Origin of the sequence: Marisediminicola antarctica (assembly GCF_009930795.1) — a bacterium.
GTDB lineage: Bacteria > Actinomycetota > Actinomycetes > Actinomycetales > Microbacteriaceae > Marisediminicola > Marisediminicola antarctica.
Genome location: NZ_CP017146.1, coordinates 1,289,666 through 1,311,717 on the forward strand (window position 1 = coordinate 1,289,666; position 22,052 = coordinate 1,311,717).

Here is a 22,052-nt window from a genome sequence, read left to right on the forward strand (position 1 = left end):
GGGCCCCGCGACTCAGTCGCGCTCGAAGCGCACCACGTTGGTGTCGCCGAGGTTCCACTCGTCGGTCGGACTCCACCCGACGGTAGCGAGGGTCTGGGCCGTCGACTCGCGACGGTCCTGCTTGACGCTCGTGACGAGGTAGGCCGCATCGGAGCCGGCCAGTCGGTCGAGTGACTCGTCGAGACGGTTGCGCGTCTCCCATAGCTGGCCGGTCTTGGCGGCCGGCGTGTCGATCGTGACGTCGATGGTGCCCTCGAAGGCGTCCGGGTAGGTGTACGCGATGACCCGGGATGTCGCAGTCGCGTGGTAGCGCACCGGCCCGTAGATGATCGCGGTCGTTCCCGGGCCGTCTTCGGCACGCTGCTCCTCGATGAGCGCGGCGACCTCCTTCCAGGTGGATGCCTGCTTCGCATCCGGCTGCCGCTGTTCCACGATCGACGGGATGGCGAGCAGCACGAGGCTCGCGAGGGTGAGGGCCGCGAGGGGCCTCGTCGGCACCGCGGCGATCGCCGCACCGATGATCAGGGCCACGAAGGGCAGGCACATCGTGAGGTAGCGCGGCGTGTAGAGCGGCGAGTACAGCTCCGTGGCGACAAGCAGCGCTGCGGTCGGCACCACGAGAGCGGGCAGCAGCACGGCGGCCGCCGAGAAGCCCCTGGCCGTTCGGAGCAGCGCGATCGCGCCGAACACGATGAGGATCCACCCGGCGACCGCGAACCGACCGTCGAACAGGAACCACTGCGTACGCAGCACCTGGCGTGGTGTGTCGGGGCCGAGGTCGAGAATCCACGACACCTGGGCGTTCTGCCCGATCACGGCAAGCGCGAACGGCAGCAGGGCGACCGCGGCGGCGGCGCTCGCCAGTAACCACCGGCGCACGGTCGGAACGGTGGCCTGTCGTCTGCTCGCGAGCCACCACGCCAGGGAGACCCCGTGGGCGACGATGACGAGTGCGAGGTAGATGAAGAAGTAGCACGACACCACCGTGAGCACGGCGTAGACGAGCCACCAGCGCCGCCGATTGCTCCGCTGCGCATGCAGCAACACGAGCGTGAGCAGCACCGCGAGGGCGGTGCTCAGCGCGTACGACCGGGCCTCGGTTCCCATCCAGGTCGCGCGGGGGAGCAGGCAGAAGACCAGCCCGCCGACAACGGCAGCGCGGCCGAGGCCGAGCTGCCGGCCGAGCACCACAGTGAGGGCCGCAGCGGCACCGACTGCGATCGCGCTCGGCATCCGCAGAAGAAGAGGGGAGTACCCGAACAGGTCGACGAGCACATGCATGACCACGTAGTAGGCGCCGTGCACCGCGTCGACGTTTCCCAGCATCCGCCACAGCTCGGGCCAGTCGCGCATAACGGCTGTGACCGTGGCTGCCTCGTCGTACCAGAGGGACGGGATGCCGATGCCGATGAGTGAGATCGTGAGGCCGAGCAGCCCGACCAGGGCGGGTGCGAGCGCGGGGTGGCTCCGGATGCGCGTCGATAGACTGGGAGACCCGCCGCGAGTGCGGCCGTGGGCAGTGAGGAGGTCAGTCATGTCGACTCTGCCTCCCCTCGTCGAGCTCGGGGCCGAGCTGACTCCCGAGCAGATCGCGCGCGGATCGCGTCACCTCATGCTGCCGGGCTTCGGGCTGTCGGGTCAACGCCGTCTGGCCGCCGCGAAAGTGCTCGTGATCGGCGCCGGCGGGCTCGGATCGCCCGTGCTGCAGTACCTCGCTGCGGCGGGGGTCGGAACGATCGGCATCGTCGATTTCGACACCGTGGACCTCTCCAACCTGCAGCGGCAGGTCATCCACCGCACCGCGAGCATCGGAGAGCCGAAGACGGCGAGCGCGGCCCGCGCGATCGCCGAGCTGAACCCGCTCGTGACGGTGGTGGAGCACGCCGTGCGGCTCGGCGCCGGCAACGCCGTGCAGGTCTTCTCCGGCTACGACCTCGTGATCGACGGCAGCGACAATTTCGCCACCCGCTACCTCGCGAACGACGCGGCCGCCATTCTCGGAAAGCCCTATGTGTGGGGGTCGGTGTTTCGATTCGACGGCCAGGTCACTGTGTTCTGGGAGTCGGCACCCGACGGCCGCTCGCTCGACTACCGCGACCTGCACCCCGTGCCGCCGGCGCCCGGCGAGGTGCTGTCGTGCGATGAGGCCGGCGTGCTTGGAGCGGTCTGCGCGAGCATCGGCTCGATGATGGCGACCGAGGCGATCAAGCTCATCACCGGCATCGGTGAGCCGCTGCTCGGCCGCATCCAGATTCTCGACGCGCTCGCCGGTGGCTGGCGCGAGGTTCGCCTGTCCCGCAGGCCCGGACGGATGCCGGTGACCGGGCTCATCGACTACGAGCTGTTCTGCGGGATGCGGCCGCCGGCGGGCGGCGGTGCGGCGAGCGGGCTCGGCGGCCCGGAGCTCAGCGCCGAGGATCTCATTGCGGAGCACATGCCGAATCTCATCGATGTGCGGGAGCCGTTCGAGCACGAGCTTGTGCACATCGACGGTGCCCGGCTCGTGCCGCTCGCCCAGCTGCTCGACGACCCGGCCGCCCTCGGGGAGGGTCCGTTCGTCGTCTACTGCAAGACCGGCATCCGTTCGCAGCGGGCCGCCGACGCTCTGCGCGCCGCCGGTGCCGATGCCGTGTCGTTGCGCGGCGGCATCCAGGCCTGGCTCGACCTCACCGACCCCGGCGGGATGCGCTACTAGCCTGGCGCTGGCGGTGCTGCTGCGGGTGCTCGTGGGCACCCTCAGCCGCCGGCGAATGGCGGCATGACGTCGATGACGTCGCCGTCGGAGAGCTTCGTCGCGCGATCCGTCGTCGAGACGGCGTTGACGAGGAAGGAGCAGCGGGAGAGCACCTGCTCCAGGGGCTCGCCGGGCGCCGCCGTCAGCTGCTGCAGCGCGTCGGCGATGGATGCCCCCGCGGGGACCGCCAGTCGCAGCTCGCCCACACCGGTGGCTGCTCGGGCCGAAGCGAACAAGCGCACGGTCACGTGCTGGCTGACCTGCGTGCCGGGGGAGGAGCTCATCATTCAAGGCTAATCGACGGGGCGGGCATGCGCCCGCCCGTGCACCGTTCGACATCGGGGAAACCTTCCGAGATAGTGCGGAAAAGGCTGAGGACAGCGAAAAGGCCCGCCACGCTTTCGCGTGACGGGCCTTTTCGCTGTGATTCGGGGAGTTACGCGGCAGCCTTGGCCGTGATCTTGGCGATACCCACGACGAGCTCGTCGGTGACGGCGTCGGTTCCGAAGGTGTCGTTCAGGAGGCCGGCGGCATCCGGGCTGATGAGAACCGTCGTGCCCTCAAGAACTGCGTTGCCATCGGCGTCGGTCTCGAGCGGGTTCAGCGTGGTGCCGTCGAGGGTGAAGATGAAGATGTCCTGTCCAACCTCTTCACCGTTGGCGGTGACGGTTCCGAACAGCTGCGAGGTTCCCGGGTCGATGCGGAAGTCGGTCAGCTCGACGACAGTGTCGCCGGCGGTGAGGGAGATTCCGGATCCATCGTGCTCAACCGAGCCCTGGACGTAGGGACGGTAGTCCTCCTCGGGGTCGTAGTAGTCGACGTTGCCACCGGTGATCGGGAAGGCGAGGACTCCGTCGGTCAGCGTTGCGCCGCCGATCACTCCGGGGGTGAGGCCGAGCGAGCCGAGGGCGTCAACGAAGCCCTGGTCGAGCGTGACCTGCGTGTCGACGCCGTCGAGGGCGGGGATCGAGGCGAGAGGCTCGGGGTCGGCCATGACCTCTTCTTCGGAGCTGGTGTCGTCGGCGACCGGGGCCTCGGCCTCCGCGGTGGAGCACGCCGCGAGGCTGCCGACGAGGAGTGCTGCTGCTGCGATACCGATCGTGCTCTTGTAGAACTTGCGCATGGGATGTCCTTCGTGAAGTGTGTTTGCGGTTGGTGTTGACAGGAGTTCGGCCCCGATCGGGAATCGGTTTGGAATCGGCCTCGTCCGTGACCTTTCCGTTACCAAACCCAGCAAACGTCCAGACTTCTGAGGGTGAAAAGCCCGGAATCGCGGGGTTTGTGCGATCGGTGCTCGTTCGCACCGCAGCTCAGGCGACGAACGGAAGGGTCGCCCAGAGCGAATCGCCGATGCGGATCGCCGTGCGCGGCAGGTCGCGCGGGGCGAGATCGGCCGCGAACCGGTGCCCGTCGGCGACACTCTCGAGCAGCACCCTCGAGCGCCCGCCGAGTTCCTCCACGCCGCGCACACGGCACTGCCAGATCGTGTGGGAGACAGCATCCGCCGGTCGCTCGACCGACACCAGCACCTCGGTGGGCGACAGCACGACGCTGCGGACTGGGGACAGGCGCACGAGGTCGAGTCCGACGAGCGTTGCGACATACTCATTCGCGGGATTGCGCGCGACGTCGACGGGCGTGCCCCGCTGCACGACGCCGCCGTGCTCGACCACGACGATCTCGTCGGCGAGCACGATCGCGTCGACGGGGTCGTGGGTGACGACGACGGCCGAGCCGCCGAACGCACGCAACTGGTCGGCGAGCTCCGCTCGCACCTCGAGCCGGGTGCCGGCATCCAACGCCGCGAGCGGCTCGTCGAGCAGCAGCAGGGCCGGCTCGAGCACGAGGGCGCGGGCCAGGGCGACCCGCTGGGCCTGGCCTCCCGACAGGGACGAGGGGCGGATGCCGGCGAGCCCACCGATCCCGAGCCGGTCGAGCCACTCGCCCGCGCTGGCGGCGGCATCCCGTCGGGGAACGCCGCGCGCGAGCAGGCCGAAGGCGACGTTGTCGAGCGCGCTCAGGTGCGGGAAGAGCAGGTAGTCCTGGAAGACGACGCCGATGCCGCGGCCGGCGGAGGGCACCCGCCGAGAGGATGCCGCGTCATCGAGCATTCGTCCGTCGAGCACGATCCGTCCGCCGGTCGGACGCAGCAGGCCCGCGATCGCGCGCAGCACGGTCGTCTTGCCGGCGCCGTTGGGCCCGACGAGCGCAGTGACCGTGCCGGGAGGCACGACGAGCTCGACATCGAGTCGGAAGTCGCCACGGTCGACGACCACCCGGGCCTCGAGGCCGGATCCGCTCACGCGCTGACCCCGCTTACCCAGCGGTCCCGCAGGCTCACGAGCACTCCGATCGACACGATCAGCAGCACGAGCGAGATGACGTAGGCCGCCTCGGGATTGGTCTGCAGGGCGAGGTAGGCCGAGATCGGCATCGTCTGCGTCACACCGGGGAAGTTGCCCGCGAAGGTGATCGTCGCGCCGAACTCGCCGAGGGCACGCGCAAAGCACAGCACAGCGCCGGCCGCGACGCCCGGCGCGATGAGGGGCAGCGTGATGCGCCGGAAGATGAGCCACGGCGAGGCGCCGAGCGTGGAGGCGGCATCCTCGAAGCGGCGGTCCGCGCCGCGCAGCGCCCCCTCGACCGAGAGCACGAGGAACGGCATCGCGACGAAGGCCTGCGCGATGACGACAGCGGGCAGGGTAAACGGCAGCTGGATGTCGAACCAGGAGTCGAGGTACTGTCCGAGAGCCCCGCGGCGGCCGAGCAGCAGGAGAAGGGCGATCCCGCCGACGACGGGCGGCAGGACGAGAGGCACGGTCACGATCGCGCGGAGCAGCCGACGCGGCACGACCGGCCAGGCCCCGGACCGGGCGAGCACCCAGGCGAGCGGGATGCCGAGCACGAGGCTCGCGGCGGTCGCGAGCGACGCACTCACGAGGGAGAGGCTGAGCGAGGTACCGATCTCCGGCGCTGCGAGGATCTCGAGCAGGTCGGGCCACGGCACGCGGGACACCAATGCCACGAGCGGCAGGGCGAGGAATGCGACCGCGATCGCGGCGGGCGCCCAGAGCACCCAGGGCACGCCGCTCGGGCGACCATCGCGGTCCGCCGGCATCCGCGGCGTCACGGCGCTCCGCGGGTCGGCGCCCGCGGTACGCCGCAGGTCGGCGCCCGCATCCGGCCCTCTGCCCGTCGTCCGGCCCACGTCAGTCGACCGTGATTCCCGCAGCGGGCGTGATTCCCGCAGCGGGCGTGAATCCCGCAGCGGCGAGGATGCGCTGCGCGGAGCCACCCAGCACGAACGCGGTGAAGGCGCTCGCCGTGGGGGAGTTGGGGGCTCTGGACAGCGCGACGACAGAGTAGACGGCCGGCGCCTCGGAGGCCTCGGCGATGTCGATGCCCTGCACCGCGTCGCCGGCGACGAGCACGTCGGTGCGATAGACGAGCGCGGCATCCACCGCCCCCAGCTCGACCTTGGTGAGCGCCGACCGCACGTCCTGCTCGAGAGTGTCCGGTGCCGGGGTGATGCCGGCGATGTCGAAGACGCGCGCGGATGCCGACCCGCATGGCACCTCCGGCGCGCAGAGGGCGATCGTGCGGTCGGGGTCGGCGAAGTCGGCGAGTCCCGTCACGTTTCCCGGGTTGCCGGCCGGCACCGCGATCTGCAGCTCGGTGCGCGCGAAGACCTCCGGGGAGCTCGCGAGTCCCGCGCCGGTGATCCTCGCCATCGTCTCGGCATTGGCCGCGGCGTACACGTCGACGGGCGCACCGGATTCGATGCCGGCGGCGAGCGCGGAGCTGCCGCCGTGACTGAGCGTCACCGTGGTGCCCGGGTTCTCGGCCTCGAAGGCATCCGCGATCTGCGCGAACGACTCGGTCAGGGAGGCGGCTGCGAACACGACGATGGGTCCGGCGACCGCGACGTCGGAGGTGGCAGGTGCAGGTGTCACGGGAGCGCACCCCACGAGCAGGGCCGCCCCGAGCGGGACGAGGATGAGCGCCGCGACGAGTCGTCGACGCGATCGATGCCGCGATCGATGCCGCGTCACGAGGGCCCGATCACGGGAGCGAGATCCCGACGGAGGTCGCCTTGACGCTCGCCGCGGCGATGGTGCCGACCTCGAGCCCGAGCTCATCGAGGGCCTCGCGGCTGATTAGGGACACGATGCGGAACGGCCCGGCCTGCAGCTCGACCTGCGCCATGACGGTGTCCTTGGTGATCCGGGTGACGATCCCGGTAAGCCGGTTGCGTGTGGAGGCTTTCGACGTGGGTGCGAGCGGCGACTCGGTCGCGAGCTCGCGCACGAGGGCGGCGAGCTCGGCACCATCGACGACGAGACGCCCGTTGTCTGCCTTGGTGAGCTGCAGCCGGCCGGCATCCGCCCAACGGCGGATGGTGTCGTCACTCACGCCGACGAGGGCGGCCGCTTCGCTCACGCGCAAGGGAGTCACGGTCATGCGGCCCAGTTTATGCCGTGAATGCGGCATTAAGTATCTTTTTGTTCCGCTTTCGCGGCAAATGGATGCCGAAGCCAGACCAGCAGCGCGCGCCCAGACCCCGGGCCGGCGCGACGGAACGACATCCAGACGATGAGCACGATCGCCAGCGCGATCGCCACCCGCGCGACATCGGTCGAGGGCACAAGCAGTCGGGCCGTGAGGGCGATCGGCACCGCGAGCCACTCCCAGCGCCCCGTCATGGCGATGATCGGTACGAGCAGCAGCGCGTACCAGGGGTAGCGCGGCGAGACGATCAGCAGGGTCGCGCCGATCATCACGAGTTGGCCGAGCCAGGGATCATCCGGATTCGTCTTCCACCACACCAGAGCGGCCGTGACCGCGAGGAGCACGGCTGCGACCACCAGCGAAGACGCCCCGGGGAAGACGAGCGAGAGCAGCACGAACCGCTCGCCGCTCGAGTAGCCCTCCTCGGTGAGGTAGCCGGGCAGGTAGCCGAGAACCCCGATGCCACTCGCGAGGATGTAGGGCACATAGAGCACGGCGAAGGTCGCGATGGAGCCCACGATGACCTTCCACGGCTGGCGGCGCAGCAGGGCTGGCGCCGCGATCACGGGGATGAGCTTCACCGCGATCGCCGCCCCCAGCGCGATGCCGCCGCCCCAGCGCCGGCCGTTCGAGACGAGCAGGGTGGCCACGAGCACGAGCAGCCCGGCGAGGATGTCGATGTGCGAGTTGGTGACCCCCTCGGTCGCCGCGAGCGGGCTCCAGCCCCAGAGCGCCGCCCAGCGCGGGTCCCTCCCGCGGGTGTGCAGGGCGCGGAGCAGGATGCCGGTGATGCCGAGGCTCATGAGCAGGCCGGCAAGCTGCATCGGCCAGTACTGCGGCTCGGGTCCGGTCAGAAACCGCACGCCTGCGAAGAGAAGCTCGCTCGTCGGCGGGTAGATCGTCGGCACCTTCGCCCGGTTGATCGCGGTGCAGACGATCTGGTCGCTGCCGGGCTCGTTGCTCGTGAGGATGCGTTCGCCGACGCACTCGGGCTCGCCGCCGTCTCCGATTACCGGCGCCGGGAACAGCCACTCGGTGCGCAGGCCGCGCAGCGCCGGGTCGGCCGGCACATAGTCGTAGGGGGAAATGCCGGCGTTCTGCACGATTCCGTCCCACGCGTACCGGGCGGAGTCGGTGCTCGTGTTGGGCGGTCCGGCCAGTGCCGCGCCGCCGATCGCGACCGATCCCACGATCACGAGCACGACAGCTGCGCGCAGCGGCACCCGGCGCAGGGCGAGCACCGACAGGGCGAACAGCGCCCACAGCACCGCGGTGAGCATCACGAGCGGCGACCGCCAGCTCTTCTCGTCGTAGAACGGCAGCGCGATCACCGACACGGCCGTGGTGACCGTGCTGGCGGCGAGCAGCAACGACGTGAGAAGAATACGCACGGGTCCATCCTGTCCGATTCGCGGTCGGCTCCGAACACACAGCGTGAACACGACTCCGCATCCGCCCGCGCACCGCTTCGCGTGGTGGAATGGCGGCGTGCACCGAATGCTCAACGGCCTGAGCCGTTCCCTCGCCTCGCCCTCGCGCAACCCGCGGATGGCGACCGTGCTCGGCCGTCTGCTCGGAATCGCGTTCATCGTGACGTTCGGCACGGGGCTGTACAGCCACTTTCTGCAGGACCCGCTGCCGTGGATGGTGTTCCCGACCCGGCCGACGTTCCTGTACCAGCTGAGCCAGGGCATCCACATCACGGCGGGAATCGCGTGCGTGCCGCTGATTCTCGGCAAGCTCTACGTTGTCTTCCCCGAGTTGTTCCAGACTCCGCCGGTGCGGTCATTTTCGCACTTCCTCGAGCGCGCGTCGATCGCCCTGTTCGTCGCCGCGTCGCTCGTCGAGATCACGATCGGGCTGCTCAACACGTTCCAGTTCTACTCGCTGTTCCCGTTCCCGTTCAAGCAGACGCACTTCGCGCTGTCGTTTGTCATCATCGGCTCGCTCGCCATCCACATCGGGGTGAAGCTCGACGTGATCGCGAAGTACTGGCGCAAGAAGGACAGCTACGACGCCGACGGCAATGTGGCCGACTTCGCGCTCCCCGAATCGCCGAAAGTACGGGTTTCGGCTGCTCCCCAGGATGCTGAGCAGCCAGAACGCGTACTCTCGGCGACGGCATCCGCTGCAGGGGCCACAGGGGCCACAGCCGCTGCAGGGGCCACAGAGGCCACAGGGGCTGGCGGACAGCCGGCAGCCGCTACCGGAGTCACCGGACGACTCTTCGCCTGGATCGACGCGACCCCGCAACCATCACCGACCACGAGCCGCCGCGGATTTGTCGCCACGATCGCCGTCGCGACCGCGGCCGTTGTGGCCTTCACCGCGGGGCAGTCGTTCCGCCCGCTCGACGGCGTCAACCTGTTCGCGCCGCGCAAGGCCGGGATCGGCCCGAACGCGCTGCCCGTCAACCGCACCGCGCGCGCCGCCGGAGTGCTCGAGAGTGCGGTCGCGCCGGACTGGGTCCTCACCGTGGTCAACGGCGACACCTCACGGAGCTTCACCCTCGCCGAACTCGCGGAACTGCCGCAGCGCGACGTCGACCTGCCCATTGCCTGCGTCGAGGGCTGGAGCCAGAACGCGTCGTGGCGCGGGCCTCGGCTTCTCGACCTGCTCGACACGGTCGGTGCGGATGCCGGGGTGTCGATCCGGGCCACGAGCCTCGAGGAGAAGGGCGGATTCCGCCTGATGGACATGGGCCCGGAGTTCGTGCGCGACGACCTCACCCTCGTCGCGCTCGAGGTCAACGGCCAGGTGCTCGACATCGACCACGGCTACCCCGCCCGGATCATCGCCCCCGCGAGACCCGGCGTCAGACAGACCAAGTGGCTGAGCATGATCGAGGTGATCTAGTGAGAATCTGGCGGATCGCCCTCGTTGTCCTCGGCGTCGCCCTTCTGGTCGTCGGTGGGCTGGTGCTGCTCCAGGACGTCGCACCCAAGCGATACGGCGGCATTCTGCTCTGGTTCGCCGGCGCCCTTGTCATCCACGATGGAATCATTGCGGGGCTCGTGATCGCGGTGAACCTGACGCTGCGGAAGGCGGGCAGGAGGGTGCCGTTCGGCGTGCTCGTCATCATCCAGGGCGCGATCGTGGTGGGCGCGATCATGGCGCTCATTGTCTTCCCGCAGATCGTGAAGCAGGGAATCGGCACGCTCAACCCGACGATCCTGCCGCTCGACTACGCCGCCAATCTCGTGCTGTTCTACGGGGTGTTGGCGGCGGCCACCGCGGTCACTATCGCGGTGTACCTGCGGGCCAGACCACAGAGCCGGCGCCGGCGCACGAATAATGATGCGATCAATCGGGCGCGCGACTGATCACCCGCGTGACTGCCCTAGTCGCGAGCCTTCTTCGGACGCACCACCAGCACCGGGCACTCGGCATGCCGCACACACCGCTCGCTGACCGAGCCGAGGAGGACGCTGCGGAAGCCGCCGAGTCCGCGGGAGCCGACCACGAGCATCCGCGCCTCGCCCGACAGCGCCAGGAGAATCTCGGCGGGGTGGCCGAACGCGGACCGGTAGGCGACCCCGACCGACGGATGCTTCTCGGCAGCAGCCTTCGACTCCGCCTCGAGCAGAGCGCACACCTTGTCGGAAACCTGAGCGAACGACGACACGATGCCGAAGTCGACGAGGGTGCCGTGGGGTGCCGTGTCGATGCTCCAGGTGCGCACGACGCACAGGGGAGCGCCGAGCTTGTCGGCCAACTCGAACGCATGCTCGAGCGAGCGCTGGGCGTCGACGGAGCCGTCGTGCCCGACGACGATGCTGCCGCTCGCGATGGGCTCGAGTTGAGCGGTGTCTGGTGCGGACTTCGTCGACATGGGTGCCCCGTTCAGCGATCGTGGGAGGCCGTCCCGGTCGGACGCCTTCCGTAGCTGAGCCTACGAGGCGTTCAGGGGATTCGGATGCTGCTCGCGCGCGAGGCGACAGAATGTGCGGCCGTCGACCTGCCAGACCCGGCGCGACGCGAGCCCGATGGCCGCAGCCAGGGCAATGAGTGAGTCGACGCCGATCTCGGCCCAGGGAAACGGGTCACTCTTCCCGCCGTGTGTGTCAACGAGGCGTCCGGTATAGGTGTGGTCCCGCGCGGCATCCGGATGCGTCTCCACCACGATCTCCCCGTCGGCCGCGAGCAGTTCGTCGCAGCGGGCGAGCATCGCCGTGACATCGCCGCCGATGCCGATGTTGCCGTCGACGAGCAGGGCGGTCTGCCACTGCCCCTCGAGCGGCAGCTCCTCGAAGACCGAACCGAGCAGCACGCTGAGGCCTGACTCGGTCGCGACCTCGATGGCGGTCGGGGAGACATCGATGCCGAGCGCCTCGATGCCGAGGTCCGTGGCCGCGCGCACCATCCGGCCGGGACCGCAGCCGATGTCGAGCACGGGACCCGTCACGCTGCGTAGCAGGCTCAGGTCGGCGGCATCCGCGTCGGCGTGCCAGCGCGACACGTCCATCGGGGCCGCCCCACCATTGTCGCCGCCGGTCTGGCTGGAGTCGGTCGCGCCGTCATCGGCCTCGTGCAGGTAGAGCACGTTGGAGTGGGAGCGGCGCAGGGCCGCGGCGTAGGGTTCCGAGCCACCGGCGCCGAATGTCGCGCCCTCGTCGAGGTCGTCGGTTCCGCCGGTGAGCGTGCGGCTCACGACTGGGCCGTCTCGGTTGACGGGGCGTGGCGGGCGAGAGGGATGTGGCGGGCGAGAACGGTCGCGAAACGGGTGAGGGGGGCGGCGCGGGCGACCGTGATCGCGTCGTCGATCGTGTCGACATCGGTGAGCTGGGGGAGTTCGCGCACTGTGAGCCCGGCATCCCGCAGCCGCTGGAGCTGGATGCTGCCGGTATCGTCCCGCGACATCGGCACTCCCCGCACGAGGTCGCCGTTGGGGTTGGCGAGGGCGAGTGCCCAGAATCCGCCGTCGTTCGCTGGACCGAACCAGGCATCGACGCCCGGCGGCCACGGTTCGAACATCGGGGCGAGCATCTCGGCCGTGATCTGGGGGGTGTCCATACCGATGAGCACCGTCGGGCCGTCGCACTCATCGAACATCGCACCCAGCCGCACATCGAGTTCCCCAGAGACCTGGTTCATCACGTCATACCCCTCGGAGCCGGGTGGCACGTTCACGCCATCGAAAAGCAGAACGCGTCGCGTCGCGGGAACCACGGCGATCGCGGCGAGTGTGTCGGCGATCGCGGCGGCGGCGAGCTCGGCGGCGGCCTCGAGGCTCAATGGCGGATGCAGCCGGGTCTTGACCTTGCCGGGCAAGGTCTCCTTGGCGATGAGAACGATGGAGGTCACTGGGGTCGTTCGGAGCCGCGGTCCGATTGGGTTGGTCGGCGGCGCTCCGCGGCGAGCAAGCGCGACATGTCCTTGATCGCGGTGAACGTGCCGCGCACGGTGCCGGTGACCTTCGACCGGCCGACCCGAGGCGAGTAGGGCGTGTCGACCTCGCGGATGCGCCATCCGGTCGCCGACGCCCGCAGCACCATCTCGAGCGGGTAGCCGCTGCGCCGGTCGGCCAACTCGAGGGCAAGGAGGGCGGGGCGCCCGGCCGCGCGCATCGGTCCCAGGTCGTGCAGATTGACGCCGGTCGCGTCGCGCATCATCTGCGCGAGGGCCCAATTCGCGACGCGCGCGTGCGCCGGCCATGCGGATCTCGTCGTCGGGCGGCGCCGCCCGAGTACGAGCTCGACCGCGCCCGCGGCGACGGGATCGACGACGAGGGGGAGGTCGGCGGGATCCATTGAGGCATCCGCATCACAGAAGGCGACGATCGGCGCGGTCGCGGAGAGCAGTCCGGCGTGGGCGGCGGAGCCGAAGCCCCGGCGGGGTTCGTGGATGACGGTCGCTCCGAGCTCGCGGGCGACCTCGGCCGATCGGTCCGTCGAGCCGTTGTCGACGACGATCGCGTGATAGCCGTCTGGCAGCCGCGAGAGGACCCAGGGCAGGGCGCCCTCCTCATTGAGGCAGGGTAAGACGACGTCGACGCGGGGTTCTGGCACCTGAGAACCTTATGAGGTCGAGGCTGAGTGCTGGCACCGGCTTGCGCTCGGGGGGAAACTCAGGCACTCCTCTTAGGGTGATTGGGTGACTTCGCCTTCCACCCCCGACCCGATCCTCGGGGATCGCGCTACGGCCGCATCCGGCACCCCGGGGATGACCGAACGCCGACGCACCCTCTGGGCCGCACTCGTCGGCGGCGTCACGGCGATCACCACACTCGCGACGGCCGAGGTGGTGTCGCTGTTCCTCGGCGGGATCGGCAATCCGATCCTCGCGGTCGGGTCGGCCATCGTCGATCTCGTACCGCCCGCGTTCAAGACCCTCGTGATCGATCTGTTCGACACCGCCGACAAGCTCGTCCTGTTCATTTCCCTCGGACTCGTCGTGCTCGTGTTCGCCGTTGTGGCCGGGATCGTGCAGTCGAGGAGAGGGCGCTGGGGCGAGGCCGTGATCGGACTCGTCGCCGTCATCGCGATCGCCGCGGCCGTCACGCGGGCCGGCGCGACCCCGCTGCACGCCATCCCCACCCTCGCCGGGGCCGCCCTCGGCATCCTGACGCTCCGGGCTCTCACCGCCCGACTCGAGCTGTGGCGCGGCGCACCACCGGCCGCGGTGGATCCATCCGGGTCCCGCCCGGCCGACGCGCGGGCGACCTTGCCGTCGTCGGTGCGCCCTGGCGTCGAGCGCCGCCGCTTCCTCCGTCTCGCAATCACGATCGGAGTCGTGAGCGCAGTGGTCGGCGCCGGTGCACGGATTGCGACAGCGGCGGCAACCGCGGTCGGCGACCTGCGCGCAGCCATCCGTCTGCCCAGGGCAGCGGCCCCGGCACCCGCGATTCCCGCCGACGCGACCCTCGACGTCGAGGGAATCAGCCCGTTCGTCACCTCGAACGACGCGTTCTATCGCATCGACACCGCGCTGCAGGTTCCGTCGGTCGACCCGCGCGAGTGGACGCTGCGCATCACCGGCATGGTCGAAAACGACGTCACGATCGACTTCGATGAGCTGCTCGCGCTGCCGATGCAGGAGAGTCTGATCACCCTCGCCTGCGTCTCGAACCAGGTCGGCGGTGGCCTCATCGGCAACGCCATGTGGCTCGGCTATCCGATTCGCGAACTGCTCGCTCGCGCCCGCCCGATGCCCGGGGCCGACATGGTGCTCTCGACGAGCATCGACGGATTCACCGCCTCGACGCCGCTCGAGGTGCTGCTCGATGAGAGCCGGGATGCCCTGCTCGCGGTGGGCATGAACGGGGAGCCCCTGCCGCTGCAGCACGGATTCCCGGTGCGGATGGTCGTGCCCGGCCTCTATGGCTACGTCTCGGCGACGAAGTGGGTCGTCTCGCTCGAGGTCACGAGGTTCTCCGACCGCGTCGCCTACTGGACCCCCCGGGGCTGGTCGGAGCGGGGGCCGATCAAGCTGTCCTCGCGCATCGACACGCCGACTGCCCGCGCCAGCCTGCGCGCCGGCACGGTCGTGGTGGCAGGAATGGCATGGGCACAGCACATCGGCATCGAACGCGTCGAGGTGCGCATTGATGGTGGCGAGTGGCGAGACGCGCAGCTGGCCCGCACGGTGTCCGTCGACACCTGGGTGCAGTGGGCGTACGAGTGGGATGCCGATGCGGGCGACCACGTGATCGAGGTGCGCGCCACCGACAGCAACGGGCTCGTGCAGACGGAGGAGAAGGCGCCGGTTGCCCCGGACGGTGCGACCGGGCTGGACAGCCTGACAGTCAACGTGAGCTGAGCCGCGTCAAGCGCTCCGCTCAACCGGCCGATGCCTCGCCGACCGCGGCCCGCAGCGGAGCAGTGGCGAACTCGCGCATCCCCTCCTCGAACGTGATCGAGGGAGCCCAGCCGAGCTCCGACCCGAGCCGCTGCGACGACGCGGTGATGTGCCGAACGTCGCCGAGCCGGTACTCCCCGGTGACGACCGGCTCCGGGCCACCCGCGTGCTGCGCGAGCTGCTGCGCCATCTCGCCGATCGTGTGCACGACACCGCTGCCGACGTTGAACGGCCGGAATGTGCCGGGGTCCGCGCCGAGCGTCCAGTCGATCGCGGCGAGGTTGGCGGATGCGACGTCGCGCACGTGCACGAAGTCCCGGCGCTGTGCGCCGTCCTCGAAGACACGGGGGGCCTCTCCCAGCTCGAGCGCCGACCGGAACAGCGATGCGACGCCCGCGTACGGGGTGTTCTGCGGCATCCCCGGTCCGTAGACGTTGTGGTACCTCAGCGCCACGGCGACCCCTCCGGTGCTGCGCGCCCATGAGGTAGCGAGGTGCTCCTGCGCGAGCTTCGACGCGGCGTAGACATTGCGCGGGTCGAGGGGCGCGTCCTCGGTTATGAGCTCGGGGGAGAGCAGGTCGCCATTGTCGTCCCGCGGGTCGAAGCGGCCCGCGTCGAGGTCGTCGACGCGGCGAGCCGCCGGACGGGTGATGCCCGCGGGCCCGCGGTAGCTGCCCTCGCCGTAGACGACCATCGAGCTCGCGACGACGAGACGACGGATGCCCGCCGCCGCCATCGCGGACAGCAGCACCGCGGTGCCGAGGTCGTTCGAGCCCACATAGTCGGGGGCATCCGAAAAGTCGACGCCGAGGCCGACCTTCGCGGCCTGGTGGCAGACAACCTCGACTCCCTCGAGAGCGCCGGCGACCGTCGCCGGATCGCGCACGTCGCCTCGCACGAACTCGACCCGCGGATCGACGACAGGGTCGGGCCCGTGCACGTCGGCGCGCAGCGAGTCGAGCACCCGCACCGCATGGCCGGCGGCGATCGCGGCGTCGACGACGGCCCCTCCGATGAATCCGGCCCCGCCGGTGATCAGGATGGTCACGACGTGACCCCGGCCGGAGCGACCTCAGCGGTCGTGTCGCCGGAGAGCGGCACGCCCCTCGATAGCACGTCGCGCGACAGCACCGCCGCGACCTCCGCCGACGCCACGAGCTCGCGCGGGGAATAGTCCGACGGGAGCGCACGGATGATCGTCTCAATCGCCGCGATGATGCGTGGCTGGGCCGCCGCGAGGCGCGCGAAGACGAGTCCGGCGCTGAGCTCCTCGTCGGGCTCCTCGGTATCCGCAGCCCCGCCCACCTGTGCGACGGGCGCGAGCCCGGCGTCGCCGTCGGTCACGAACGAGAGGTTGACCGTGCCGATGTTGAGCTCCGCGGCAAGCGGAACCTCCGGGTACAGCGTCATGTTCACGGTGTGTGCGCCGGCCGCCCGGAACCAGAGCGACTCCGCCCGGGTCGAGAACCGCGGGCCCTGGATGACGACGACCGTGCCGCTCGAGGCGACGCTCTCACCGGCGGCGTCGAGGGCTGCGGCGGCGACCGCGTGCAGGGTCGGGCAGAACGGGTCGGCAGCGGCGAGGTGCTGCACCGAGCCACGGTCGTAGAACGTGTCGGCACGTCCGTAGGTCCGGTCGATGAACTGGTCGGTGAGCACGAGGGTGCCGGGCGGGAAGTCCGGGTGCACGCCGCCGACGGCGGCGCTCGAGAGGATCGCGGTGACCCCGAGGGAGGCGAGCGCCCAGATGTTGGCACGGTAGTTGATCAGGTGCGGGGCGACCGAGTGGTCGGTCCCGTGCCGGGTGAGGAACGCGACGGTGCGTCCGCCGAGCTCGCCGATCGTGACCTCCGCCGATCCGTAGGGCGTCTCGACGCGCTGCACCGTCGACGTCTCGGGGTCGAACAGGCGGTACAGGCCGGAGCCGCCGATGACGGCGACGGAGGCGGTGATCGGTTTCATGCCGCCAGTCTTCCAGTCCCGCGTGGGGATTCCCTGCCGGGTGGGTGATGATGGACGGATGCGTACCGTGGCCGAACATCAGGATGCGGTTCGCGCGCTGCTCGCCCCGCTCGCTCATCGCGGCACTGTCGATGTCGTGGCCGTGAACGCGGCCGCCCTCGCCGGGTCCCGCGACGTCGACCGGGTGCTCGCCGCGGACGTGGCCTCACCGATCGATCATCCGCCGTTCGACAATTCGCAAATGGACGGCTACGCGGTCCGCTCGGTCGAGGCCGTGCCCGGCCGGGTGTTCGCCGTCGCAGCGCGGATCGCGGCCGGCGACCCCGTGTGCACGCTCGAGCCCGGCACCGCCGCGCCGATCATGACGGGTGCGGCCGTGCCCGTCGGGGCGGATGCGATCGTGCCGATCGAAGCGTCGATTCCCGACTCGTTCCCTCCCGAGGAGGGCGAACACACGGTGGAGTTTTCCGCCCCCGCGATCCCCGGCGCGTTCGTGCGCCCGCGCGGCAGCGACCTCGAGGGCGGGCGGATGCTGTTGCCGGCCGGCACGAGGCTGGGCGCCGCCCAGTGGGGCGTGCTCGCGGCATCCGGAATCCGAGAGGTGCGCGTGCGACGCCGGCTCAAAGTGCTGGTGCTCTCGACCGGCGACGAGCTGCGCGGGGCCGGCGACGAGCTCGAATCCGGGCAGATCTACGACGCGAACAGCGCCACGATGGCGATCGGCGTCACCGAGTGCGGGGCCACCGTCGCCGACGTGCGCACGGTGACCGACGACGCGGCCGCTTTGAGCGCCTACCTCGCGAGCCACGGCCGGTCCGCCGACCTGATCCTCACGACCGGCGGCGTCAGCAAGGGCGCCTACGAGGTCGTGCGCGACGTCTTCGAGCCGGCCGGGGTGAGCTTCAGCTCGGTCGCGATGCAGCCGGGCGGACCGCAGGGACTCGGGCTCGCGACCCTCACCGACGACGCCGGCGTGCAGTTCGAGCGGCCCGTTGTCGCGTTCCCCGGCAACCCGGTGAGCGCGCTCGTGTCATTCGAAATGTTCCTGCGGCCGGTGCTGCGCGAGCTCGACGGGCTCGCGCCGAGGCGTGCGTCGTCGCTCGCCTACCTCGCCGAGCCGCTCGTTTCCCCGGGCGGCAAGCACCAGGTGCGGCGCGGCCGCTTCGATGCCGCCGGCGCCGTCGAACTGGTCGGCGGGCCCAGCTCGCACCTGCTGCACGGCTACGCGACATCCACTCTTCTTGTCCATGTTCCGCTCGGGGTATCCCACCTCGACGCGGGAGCCCCCGTCGAAACCTGGAGCATCGATTGAGCGACCCCGAGCTGACCCACCTGCGCGTCGACGGCTCCGCCCACATGGTGGATGTCGGCAGCAAGTCCGAGACCCAGCGCCGTGCCGTCGCCCAGGCGGTGCTCGTCACCCGCGCCGACGTCGTCGACGCGGTGCTCACCGGCGACCTGCCCAAGGGCGAGGCGATCGGCACCGCCCGCATCGCCGGAATCATGGCAGCTAAGCAGACCGCGTCGCTCATCCCGCTGTGTCACCCGCTGCCGCTCACCCGGATCACCGTCGACATTGTCGGGTCGGTCGACCGGCTCACTGTGACCGCGACCGTGGCGACGAGGGCCGTGACCGGGGTCGAGATGGAGGCGCTCACGGCTGCATCCGTCGCCGCCCTCACCCTCTACGACATGATCAAGGCCGTCGACAAGACCGCGGTGATCACCGACATCCGCGTTCTGGAGAAGCAGGGCGGCAAGTCGGGCGACTGGCGGGCCGAGGCGTGACGCGCCGTGCCGCGGTCGTCGCCGCGTCAACGCGTGCCGCCATGGGCATCTACGAGGACCGCACCGGCCCCGTCATCCGCGACTGGCTGATCGCGCGCGGATTCGAGGTCGACGGCCCCGTCGTGGTGCCCGATGGGCCAGAGGTCGCCGTCGCGTTGCGCGCCGCGATCGACTCGGGGGTAGACGTACTCGTCACGACCGGCGGCACCGGCATTTCGCCCCGGGACGGGACTCCCGAGGCGACGGCACCGCTGCTGACGGTGACCCTGTCGGGCTTCCACGAGGAGCTGCGCCGGCGCGGGTCGGCGAGCACCCCCTTCGCGCTCATGAGCCGCGGCCTGGCGGGCATCGCCGGCAACACCTTCGTCGTGAACCTGCCCGGATCGACCGGGGGAGTGCGCGACGGGTTGGCGCTGCTCGGCGAAGTCGTCGATCATGTTCTCGACCAACTCGCGGGAGGACACCACGATGACTGATGCTCTGGATGCCGAGCGGATGGACTCTGCTGGGCCGGCGGACCCTGCTGGCCGGGTCGGCTCTGCTCGGGCGGTGGACTCAGCCGGGGTCGCCCGCGTCGCCTTCGCGCGCATCAGCGACGAGCCGATCACCGTCGAGGAGTGCGACCTCGCCGTCGCGACCGCGTCCGCCGGCGCGCTCGTCTCCTTCGCGGGGGTCGTGCGCAACCACGACGAGGGACGCGGCGTGCTCACTCTCGACTACACCGCGCATCCGTCGGCGGGCGACGTGATCGCCTCGGTCGCAGATTCCGTCGCCGCCGAGTTCCCGGGTGTCAACCTCGCCGTGGTGCACCGGATCGGCGCCCTGCAGATCGGCGATATCGCCATTGCCTGTGCCGCAGCATCCGCCCACCGGGCCGAGGCCTTCGCGGCCTGCGCGCGACTCGTCGACGCGGTGAAGGAGTCTGTGCCGATCTGGAAGGAACAGGCGTTCGCCGACGGCACCACCGAGTGGGTGGCGTCGCTGGGCTGAGTGCCGCACGGGGCGGGCCCACGAGGGCGCCCGAAGTTCGCGAAATTCACGAAATTCGCGTCGAGTACGCAGTAGTGGTCGTTGAGGCCGCCCGAGCAGCAGCCATTGGTCCGTACTCGGCGTGGTTCCGGTACACGCGACCGATGGCATCCGCGGCATCCGCGACCGACGGCATCCGCTTCGGCCCGACAAGCACCCCTGTGGACGGTTGGGACGCGTGTGCCGCACGGGGGCGATCATTGGCGGATGCCGAACGTTGAGCCACTTCCCGCAAGGTTCCGTGGCCGGCCGTTTCTGGTTGGCGACGCGGCTGCTGCCGGGCTGAGCCGCAGTCGTCTGCGCAGTAGCGATCTCGCCGCGCCGTTCCGGGGGGTACGGGGCGATCCGCTCGCTCTCGACCTGGTTGGCCGGTGTCGAGCTCTTCAGCTCGTGTCGCCTCGCGCGTTTTTCAGCCACAGCACGGCCGCACGCCTGTTCGAGTTGCCGCTCCCGCTCAGGCTCGGTAACGAGGGTCTGCTCCATATCTCCGTTTTCGAGCCAGTTCGCGCCGCGTCGATCGCGGGCGTCAGAAGCCACCAGCTGCGACCGACAGAGGTCGTAGTCGGTGAGGTGATTGCGCCTGGCACGAGGCACGGGTCGCTGCGCAACTGGACCGGGATCAGTATCTCCTCGCCTGCGCTGACGTGGTGCCTGCTCGCTGAGCAGGTCGGCGTGCCGGACCTGGTGGCTGCTGCCGATTTCCTCGTCTCGGGCACCCATCCGTTCTGCTCGATCACCGAGTTGGAGGAGGCCGTCGCTGCGCGAGCTGGCCAGCGCCACGTGCGAGCGCTCCAGCGGGCGATTGGGCTTGTACGGGTCGGTCCCCGGTCGAGGAGGGAGTCGCACGCTCGCCTGCTGTTCGGTGCGGCCGGTCTTCCCGAGCCAGAGCTCAACACGAAGATCTTCACCGAGGATGGAAGGTTCCTCGCGATGTCGGACCTGGTCTGGCGAGCTTTTCGCGTCGCGGGCGAATACGAGGGGGAGTACCACCAAGAGAGAGGGCAGTTTCGCAAGGACATCCTGCGGCGCGAGCGGGTCGAGGACAACAATTGGCGCCTGTTTCGCTTCACCGGCGATGACCTGCGCCTGCGACCGCGCGAAACGATCCTGAGGGTGAGCAACAGGCTCGGTCTGCGAGTGTCGGCGGCACGGATGCGTGCGGCGCTCGCGCTCGCTGCCGAGATCGCGCTGTAAAGGCGGCGGAGGTGCCCCTCGTCGGGCGGATGCTGGCCTGGTCGGTTTCGGTCGGGCATCCGGCCTCGGAGGCGTGCGATGTGTGCTGAGTACGCAGTAGTGGTCGTTGAAGCGGCTGCGGCAGCAGCCACTACTCCGTACTCGGCGTGGTCACGGGGTGGGTGGGTTCGCGCCACCCTTGTGGTGTGGCGGACTGTGCTGGTGTGGCGGACTGTGCTGGTGTGGCGGACTGTGCTGGTGTGGCGGACTGTCCTTTCGGGCATCCGGCCTCGGAGGCGCGCGATGTGTGCTGAGTACGCAGTAGTGGTCGTTGAGGCGGCTGCGGCAGCAGCCACTACTCCGTACTCGGCGCAGTTCCTGGCAGAGAGGGCACTCGGCACGCACCGAGACGTGAACGCAACCTAGTTGGCCATTGCGGGCGTAGCCATCGAGCTGAGCGCATGTCCGCAAGCTGAGTGACTGCCGTGAGACCCCGAATCGGGGGAATTCGCGGAATGACAACCCTCCAGTCATTGTTGAGGTTGAACAGCGGCGGGTCGAATCTCTTGTTCACATCGAACTAACGATCCGCCTGGATCACGGAGGTGGCACATGGCCAGGATTTGGGAAGAGGTAGAGACCGACTCCGGCGAGGTGTCACGGTACCGCCGGCACGGCAACGGCCGCGGGTTCGTGGCCCCCGGAGCTATGGTCGACGCGACGGCGTTCCTCGATGAACGCAGCTACGTGGAGAAGGGTGCCCGGGTCGGCGCCCGCGCGTTCATCGGCGCAGGCAGTTGGATCGAGAGCGGCGCGACGGTCGGCGTCGGCGCGTTCATCGGCGCGAACGTTCGAGTTGGAGCGGATGCGCGGATCGGCGCAGGAGCCCGGCTCGGCAGCCACTCGCGGATCGGCTCCGACGTGACAATCTCCCCGGGGATGCGCGTACCGAGCGACGAGCGCATTGCCAGCGGCTCGGTCGTGAGGCACCCGCACGAGCACCCCACAGCCGCGTAGGAGTGATGCTCGTCAGGCGCCGCGGATGCCGTGCCGCGGCCCC

24 protein-coding genes are annotated in these 22,052 nt (G+C 69.9%); 10 read left to right on the forward strand and 14 right to left on the reverse strand.

The window, feature by feature from the left end; genetic code table 11:
* Positions 1–12: 12 nt before the first annotated feature.
* Positions 13–1,536, reverse strand: a complete 1,524-nt coding sequence (locus BHD05_RS06140; protein ID WP_161885658.1) for a glycosyltransferase family 39 protein — start codon at positions 1,534–1,536, stop codon at positions 13–15.
* On the opposite strand from BHD05_RS06140, the gene moeB reads away from it, so the two are divergent.
* The gene (moeB, locus tag BHD05_RS06145; RefSeq protein ID WP_161885659.1) at positions 1,535–2,695 is read left to right on the forward strand and encodes a molybdopterin-synthase adenylyltransferase MoeB; all 1,161 of its coding nucleotides are present in this window, start codon (positions 1,535–1,537) and stop codon (positions 2,693–2,695) included. The genes BHD05_RS06140 and moeB overlap by 2 nt on opposite strands.
* Positions 2,696–2,736: 41 nt before the next feature.
* Here the strand turns inward: moeB and BHD05_RS06150 are convergent, their stop codons facing one another.
* The 7 genes from BHD05_RS06150 to BHD05_RS06180 all read right to left on the reverse strand — a co-directional run bounded on the left by BHD05_RS06150 (position 2,737) and on the right by BHD05_RS06180 (position 8,634).
* On the reverse strand, positions 2,737–3,021 hold the full coding sequence (locus BHD05_RS06150; protein ID WP_236966669.1) for a MoaD/ThiS family protein: 285 nt from the start codon (positions 3,019–3,021) through the stop codon (positions 2,737–2,739).
* A gap of 149 nt (positions 3,022–3,170) precedes the next feature.
* Entirely contained in the window at positions 3,171–3,857 is a 687-nt protein-coding gene (locus BHD05_RS06155) for an ABC transporter substrate-binding protein (RefSeq protein ID WP_161885660.1), read from the reverse strand.
* 187 nt (positions 3,858–4,044) lie between these two features.
* On the reverse strand, positions 4,045–5,037 hold the full coding sequence (locus BHD05_RS06160) for an ABC transporter ATP-binding protein (RefSeq protein ID WP_236966670.1): 993 nt from the start codon (positions 5,035–5,037) through the stop codon (positions 4,045–4,047).
* Positions 5,034–5,852, reverse strand: a complete 819-nt coding sequence (gene modB / locus BHD05_RS06165; protein WP_161887377.1) for a molybdate ABC transporter permease subunit — start codon at positions 5,850–5,852, stop codon at positions 5,034–5,036. The genes BHD05_RS06160 and modB overlap by 4 nt, the downstream gene beginning before the upstream one ends.
* A 91-nt stretch (positions 5,853–5,943) precedes the next feature.
* Entirely contained in the window at positions 5,944–6,687 is a 744-nt protein-coding gene (gene modA / locus BHD05_RS06170) for a molybdate ABC transporter substrate-binding protein (RefSeq protein WP_236966671.1), read from the reverse strand.
* A gap of 109 nt (positions 6,688–6,796) precedes the next feature.
* Positions 6,797–7,189 carry a TOBE domain-containing protein gene (locus BHD05_RS06175; protein ID WP_202614344.1) on the reverse strand — a complete coding sequence of 131 codons (393 nt, stop codon included), beginning with the start codon at positions 7,187–7,189 and terminating at the stop codon, positions 6,797–6,799.
* Between the two features lie 35 nt (positions 7,190–7,224).
* Positions 7,225–8,634, reverse strand: coding sequence for a glycosyltransferase family 87 protein (locus BHD05_RS06180; protein ID WP_236966672.1), 1,410 nt, complete (start codon positions 8,632–8,634; stop codon positions 7,225–7,227).
* A gap of 43 nt (positions 8,635–8,677) precedes the next feature.
* On the opposite strand from BHD05_RS06180, the gene BHD05_RS06185 reads away from it, so the two are divergent.
* Entirely contained in the window at positions 8,678–10,099 is a 1,422-nt protein-coding gene (locus BHD05_RS06185; RefSeq protein WP_236966673.1) for a molybdopterin-dependent oxidoreductase, read from the forward strand.
* Entirely contained in the window at positions 10,099–10,566 is a 468-nt protein-coding gene (locus BHD05_RS06190; protein WP_161885663.1) for a hypothetical protein, read from the forward strand. The genes BHD05_RS06185 and BHD05_RS06190 overlap by 1 nt, the downstream gene beginning before the upstream one ends.
* Before the next feature lie 17 nt (positions 10,567–10,583).
* Here the strand turns inward: BHD05_RS06190 and BHD05_RS06195 are convergent, their stop codons facing one another.
* From BHD05_RS06195 to BHD05_RS06210, 4 genes are read right to left on the reverse strand one after another with little or no spacing between them, the layout of a single operon-like run.
* Positions 10,584–11,075, reverse strand: coding sequence for a universal stress protein (locus tag BHD05_RS06195; RefSeq protein ID WP_161885664.1), 492 nt, complete (start codon positions 11,073–11,075; stop codon positions 10,584–10,586).
* A gap of 60 nt (positions 11,076–11,135) precedes the next feature.
* The gene (locus BHD05_RS06200) at positions 11,136–11,894 is read right to left on the reverse strand and encodes a class I SAM-dependent methyltransferase (protein WP_161885665.1); all 759 of its coding nucleotides are present in this window, start codon (positions 11,892–11,894) and stop codon (positions 11,136–11,138) included.
* Entirely contained in the window at positions 11,891–12,547 is a 657-nt protein-coding gene (locus tag BHD05_RS06205; protein ID WP_161885666.1) for a TIGR04282 family arsenosugar biosynthesis glycosyltransferase, read from the reverse strand. The genes BHD05_RS06200 and BHD05_RS06205 overlap by 4 nt, the downstream gene beginning before the upstream one ends.
* A complete protein-coding gene (locus tag BHD05_RS06210) occupies positions 12,544–13,251 on the reverse strand; it encodes a glycosyltransferase family 2 protein (RefSeq protein WP_161885667.1) in 708 nt (235 codons plus the stop codon). Before BHD05_RS06210 ends, BHD05_RS06205 begins: the two co-directional genes overlap by 4 nt.
* 85 nt (positions 13,252–13,336) lie before the next feature.
* Here BHD05_RS06210 and BHD05_RS06215 point away from each other — a divergent pair, with 85 nt between their 5' ends.
* Complete coding sequence (locus BHD05_RS06215; RefSeq protein ID WP_335920177.1) at positions 13,337–15,001, forward strand: molybdopterin-dependent oxidoreductase; 1,665 nt, start codon at positions 13,337–13,339, stop codon at positions 14,999–15,001.
* A 19-nt stretch (positions 15,002–15,020) separates the two neighbouring features.
* On the opposite strand, the gene BHD05_RS06220 is transcribed toward BHD05_RS06215, so the two are convergent.
* A complete protein-coding gene (locus tag BHD05_RS06220; RefSeq protein WP_161885668.1) occupies positions 15,021–16,088 on the reverse strand; it encodes an NAD-dependent epimerase/dehydratase family protein in 1,068 nt (355 codons plus the stop codon).
* Positions 16,085–17,002, reverse strand: a complete 918-nt coding sequence (locus BHD05_RS06225; protein WP_161885669.1) for an MTAP family purine nucleoside phosphorylase — start codon at positions 17,000–17,002, stop codon at positions 16,085–16,087. The genes BHD05_RS06220 and BHD05_RS06225 overlap by 4 nt, the downstream gene beginning before the upstream one ends.
* 58 nt (positions 17,003–17,060) lie before the next feature.
* On the opposite strand from BHD05_RS06225, the gene BHD05_RS06230 reads away from it, so the two are divergent.
* The 6 genes from BHD05_RS06230 (at position 17,061) to BHD05_RS06255 (ending at position 22,009) form a co-directional block, all read left to right on the forward strand.
* Positions 17,061–18,314, forward strand: a complete 1,254-nt coding sequence (locus BHD05_RS06230) for a molybdopterin molybdotransferase MoeA (RefSeq protein ID WP_236966674.1) — start codon at positions 17,061–17,063, stop codon at positions 18,312–18,314.
* Positions 18,315–18,358: 44 nt separating this feature from the next.
* Positions 18,359–18,790: a cyclic pyranopterin monophosphate synthase MoaC gene (gene moaC, locus BHD05_RS06235; protein ID WP_161887383.1), complete on the forward strand. Its 432-nt coding sequence runs from the start codon at positions 18,359–18,361 to the stop codon at positions 18,788–18,790.
* Positions 18,787–19,266, forward strand: coding sequence for a MogA/MoaB family molybdenum cofactor biosynthesis protein (locus BHD05_RS06240; RefSeq protein WP_236966675.1), 480 nt, complete (start codon positions 18,787–18,789; stop codon positions 19,264–19,266). Before moaC ends, BHD05_RS06240 begins: the two co-directional genes overlap by 4 nt.
* The gene (locus BHD05_RS06245) at positions 19,259–19,780 is read left to right on the forward strand and encodes a molybdenum cofactor biosynthesis protein MoaE (RefSeq protein WP_335920178.1); all 522 of its coding nucleotides are present in this window, start codon (positions 19,259–19,261) and stop codon (positions 19,778–19,780) included. Before BHD05_RS06240 ends, BHD05_RS06245 begins: the two co-directional genes overlap by 8 nt.
* 246 nt (positions 19,781–20,026) lie before the next feature.
* Positions 20,027–21,013, forward strand: coding sequence for a hypothetical protein (locus BHD05_RS06250; protein ID WP_161885670.1), 987 nt, complete (start codon positions 20,027–20,029; stop codon positions 21,011–21,013).
* Positions 21,014–21,604: 591 nt separating this feature from the next.
* Positions 21,605–22,009: a DapH/DapD/GlmU-related protein gene (locus BHD05_RS06255; RefSeq protein ID WP_161885671.1), complete on the forward strand. Its 405-nt coding sequence runs from the start codon at positions 21,605–21,607 to the stop codon at positions 22,007–22,009.
* The last annotated feature ends 43 nt before the right edge of the window (positions 22,010–22,052 follow it).